General features: G+C 38.0%; 3 protein-coding genes. All 3 read right to left on the bottom strand.

The genetic code is table 11. The annotated features are described in order from the left end of the window. Nucleotides 1–3,335: Ig-like domain-containing protein (locus HCJ54_RS15175; protein ID WP_187138247.1), on the bottom strand; the 3,335-nt coding region annotated here is incomplete at its 3' end. Between the two features lie 154 nt (nucleotides 3,336–3,489). Beyond that, complete coding sequence (locus tag HCJ54_RS15180) at nucleotides 3,490–4,146, bottom strand: Crp/Fnr family transcriptional regulator (RefSeq protein WP_187138248.1); 657 nt, start codon at nucleotides 4,144–4,146, stop codon at nucleotides 3,490–3,492. Between the two features lie 365 nt (nucleotides 4,147–4,511). Beyond that, nucleotides 4,512–4,736: an NAD-binding protein gene (locus tag HCJ54_RS15750; protein ID WP_425324813.1), complete on the bottom strand. Its 225-nt coding sequence runs from the start codon at nucleotides 4,734–4,736 to the stop codon at nucleotides 4,512–4,514. Nucleotides 4,737–4,881 lie beyond the last annotated feature (145 nt).

A 4,881-nucleotide genomic window follows, 5' to 3' on the forward strand; every position in this document is an offset into this window, starting at 1 on the left:
TCGTACGCGCGAACCACAATGATGTCTTTCGGTGATTTCGTTTTATCGAAAGAATAGAACCTGAATGTACCATTCGCTACTGTACCGCCTTTGTACACGGTGCTCACTCCTGCTTCATTTGTGATGGTTACTTCAATTCTAGCAACGTCTCCTGTGTATGTTCCACTGATGTTAGAATCGCCTGGAATCGTCATGGCTTTTGGCGTGATTTGTCCTGCTGTTACGACTGCAAAGTTCACTTTCTCACGGGCGATTTCTCTGCCATTCTTGTCGTAAGCTACCATATAAAGCGATTGGTCTTTTTTGATGCCAGGACCTACGTAGAACCTGAAGGTACCATTTGATTTCGTGGCATTTCCAGATTCTACGCCGTCTTTACTAAGCGTGATACGATCTACATCGCCTGAATAGCTACCTGTAATCGATGTTGTTCCTAAAACGAAATCATCTGGTTTAAGTGTTCCGTTGCTAGATAATTGTGCTTTCGCTTTATCCAAATCTTTTTGTAGTTCGGCTTTTTTCGTTGGATCGGTTACTTTGTTGACTAAGGCTTGGGCTGCGTCTACGGCTGCTTGATCTGTTGTTGATTTGATCACGTTGCTTGATGGTGTGTCGTTGACGAACAGCTCATCTACTGCTTTTTTCGCTGCATCTTGTTTTGCTTTTTCGTTTTTTGCGTCTAGTAAGCTTTGCGCTTTGTCTAGATCTTTTTGTAAGTCTGCTTTCGCGGTTGGGTCTTGTACTTTGTTCACAAGAGTTTGTGCTGCATCAATGGCTGCTTGGTCTGTCGTTGATTTAATACCAGTTTTTGTTGCGTCTGTGAATAGAGCATCAACTGCTTTTTTTGCTGCATCTTGTTCAGCCGTTCCTTTTTGGACTACTATTGTATTTGCACTTGACGTTTTGCCATCTTTTGTTGCTATTGCTGTTACGACTGTTCCTTCCGCTTGTTTCGCAATCGTCAAACTGTAAATGCCATCTGATCCCACACGTCCTGTTGCGAGTTGCTTACCATCTTGATCTTTCATAATAATTGTTGCGTTTGGTTCTGCTGTTCCTGAAGCAAAGACAGAATCTGTTGTAAGTGAATTAATTGTCGTTTGATCAATACCGTCACGTACCACAATAGTTGATGCTGTAGATGTGAATCCTGCTAAAGAAGCTGTTATTGAGATAACCATTCCTTCTGGTTGTTTTGCAATAGTTAAGCTGTATATGCCATCTGATCCGACGCGTCCTGTTGCGAGTTGCTTACCATCTTGATCTTTCATTATGATAGTTGCATTCGGCTCTGCTGTTCCTGAAACTGACACTGATTCTGTCGTCACGTCGTTAACTGTTGTTTCATCAATTTCACCGCGAACGACTGTTGTTTGTGCCGTGGAAGTTTTTCCATTTGATGTTGCTGTGACTATCACAACTGTTCCAGCGGCTTGCTTTGGAATTGTAACACTGTATTTACCATCAGATCCTATTTTTCCAAATCCAAGTACATCACCAGCGCTATTTTTAATTTCAACAGATGCATTTGCTTGCGCTGTTCCTTCCGCTACTGTTGATTTTGTTGTTAGTGCTGAGATAGTTGTTTGATCAAGGTCACCTTGTGTTACAGTCGTAGTCGCGTATGAAGAAGCTATTCCTTTTGTTGCCATCGCTGTAACTCTTGTACCTACATCTTGTTGTGAAATCGTAATGCTGTAGTTTCCATCAGATCCTACTTTCCCAGAACCGATAACTTCACCATTTGCTTTGATTTCAATGTCTGCATTTGGTTCAGCTGTCCCTGTTGCTTTGGTTGAATCTGTTGTGGTAGGGGCGATCGTTGTTTGTTTAATCGCTGCTTGAATGACTGTCGTTGATGCAGAAGATGTAATTCCATTATAATCAGCTGTTGCCGTTACTACTGTTCCAGCGGCTTGTTTTGCAATGGTAACATCGTAGTAGCCATCTGATCCTACTCTTCCAGAGGCTAATATCGTTCCTGTTGCGTTCTTAATAACGATTGTTGCGTTTGGCTCTGCTAAACCTACTACGTGCGTTGAATCTGTCGTAAGATCTTCAATTTTTGTTTGTGCAATATTCGTTAAGGCGTAACTACCACCCAATAATTTACCAGTTGTTTTACTTACAAATTGTGATTGGAATTGCGCACTGTTTGACATTAAGTTCTTTTGACTTAAGTTACCTTTATCCCAACCAGACAAGTCAAATGTTGCTGTTTTAAAGTCGTTGTAGTTATGCGTTGGCTTGTCATTATAGATAAAACCATAATCCCATGTGGATAGGCCTTTATCAGAATTGATGTTAATTTTTGTTGAAGCACCAGCGTAGTTCGCAAAAACAGATCCTGTAGCATTCGTATTGGTAATCGCAAAATTCGAACCGTTCTCAAATATTAATGTTTTACCAGTTTGGACTGTTCCTTGTAGACCTTTTGAATTCGCAACAAAATCCGCTCCTTTTTCAACAGTTAAACTACCATTTGTAATGGAAATACCTTCTTCAACTGGGTCACCTGCATCAGCCTTAAAACTAGCTCCTGTTTTAACAATCATGCTTCCGCCAGTTGCGTAAATTGCTTGTTTATTGGCTGATTTCAGCTCCATATTTCCTGCTATAGAAATTTGTGCACTATTATTAGCCACATAAAGCGTATATGATTTCGAATCGACTTTCATATTAGAATTTGCTTCTTGGGTTAGATTTCCATTTACATAAAGTGCCGTTCCATTAGATTCAATGGAAGAGAAGTCGACGTTTGCCCCCTCTTTAATTAACAGGTTTTTTCCTTGATACACTTCTTCTTGGGTGGCAGTTGCTTTAATGTCGCCTTCTAAAATAGTTGTCCCATTAGCGTTGTAAACAAACTGTCTACCGTTAGAAGTTACATCTTTATAAGTCACCTGTACGCCATTATACTCTGACCAGAATAACGGGTAGATATCTTGGTTAGTGATAGTTAAATCCTCTATGCGGTTGATAGAATAAGTCTGTGCAACACCGATTCTATTCCGATCCATATCGATTGAGTGTCCGTTACCGTATAGATTTTTTTGTGTTGTGAAGTTAAAGCTTGTTGTTAGTTTAATGTCTGCTGTTAGTTTAATGTCTGTTATGGTTGTGCTTAACAAGGCTGTTCTGAGTTCTGCAGATGTCGCTACCTCCGTTGCATTAGCAGGAGCAGCAGTAAGTGCGGCTTCTGAAACTACATTTTTAAGTGCTTCTTCACTTGCAAATACGTTAGCAGGTATTGTACTTAGTAGCGAGCTCCCAATCAATACAGTTGCTAAAGCAATTGTTCCACTTTTTCTGATAATATTTTTTTTCGTTGACATTAATTAATTTCCTCCCCTAATTTAAATTATTATTTATATTATAGTTGCGCAACTATTTTTTAGACTGAATTCATAAGAGTTAACTTGAATCAATCAGTATTATTCCCATATTGTTCTTCCTCTCATATTTAAATTTTTTGCGGGTGGGATGAACTTATAAACCCAAGTCTTCTGCATCATAAATCAAGATAGGCTTGCCCTTTTTATATATAATTTTATTTGCCCGTTCTAATTCTTGCACTGCCTTCTTAGCAGTGTGCGGTGATATTTGGCAACATTTAGACAGAAGCAAATAATTGACCATTTTGGGAATATGAAAACCTGCCTCTTCTCTCTTGGAAAGTAGCTTAATAATATCCAGCACTCGCTCTTGTACGCTTTTGGTTAGCATCAGTGAATATCGATAAAACTGAGATTCCTGACGCTTTAACGTATCAATTAAAAGATCTGGAAAGAAAGGTTGCCCAGAAAGTTCTTGAAGTACTGCATTGGCATCATAAATAGCTACTTCTACACTTCCAAGGGCAACATATTCATACGGATTAGACTGAAAAACATTATGGAAGATAAAATCATTCTCCATCCAAATAGCATTAACGTGTTGTTTCGAGTTATTAATTTGCTGCAGTAATTGTCCTTTTATGATATGAATCAATTTACCTGAATCCGACAAAACAAGATCTTGATGATTTTTTAATACTTTCACCTGACAAAAATCCGAATTATTTTTGCTTATATTCGATAAATCTAACAAAGGTAACAACAAGTTAGGTTCCCTAAGTAATAAACCGTGAACCTCAAGAAAATCCATAGGACGCCTCCCTGTAATGTGAACTATATTACTTAGCATAAAGCATAAAATTTTGATGTTATATACTTAAAAAATACTAATTTGCATGCTAATTTTGAAATTACATAAATTTAAAATTGTAATGTCGTTTTTAGCCTCGTAAACGACTGCTACTCCTTCACTAATTATGTGTTCATTTTATGTCTAAAACGCAATTTTTATAGTTAAATGTTTAAAATTCAGCATATAAATCGATAAATACGAGTAACAAAATTTACTTTTCTATTAAAATAGACACTTCAACAAGGTGACGTTTAAAACCAACAAACGAAGGAGAAACTTATGTATAGAAACCCATTTCGCGAAAGGATGTAACGCACATGCTACTAAAAAACCAAACTAAAACAAGTAGGAGTAATTGCAAAGAAATTTCCCGTCAGGAACACTTCTTGCAAATCTTGCTCCAAACCAGGCTCTTCAATATGAATAAAATCCGCGTTTAACTGTGTGATAACCCATGGCGATATGTCAATGCCTGTCACTTGATACCCGTATTTCGCGAACAATATCGCAGTTGGGAAACCAATGTATCCAATGCCTATAACCGTAATTTTCGTATAGTTACTTCCACCTTTCGTTTTATTTTGTTGGAATTGTAACTGTCCATGTTACATTTTCTGTCGTTTCTTGTGAATATGGCTCATACAGTACAGTCACTTCTTTTTGATCCACTGGTATTTCATAGAATCCTGGTCC

It is taken from the genome of Listeria grandensis, from assembly GCF_014322885.1.
GTDB lineage: Bacteria > Bacillota > Bacilli > Lactobacillales > Listeriaceae > Listeria_A > Listeria_A grandensis.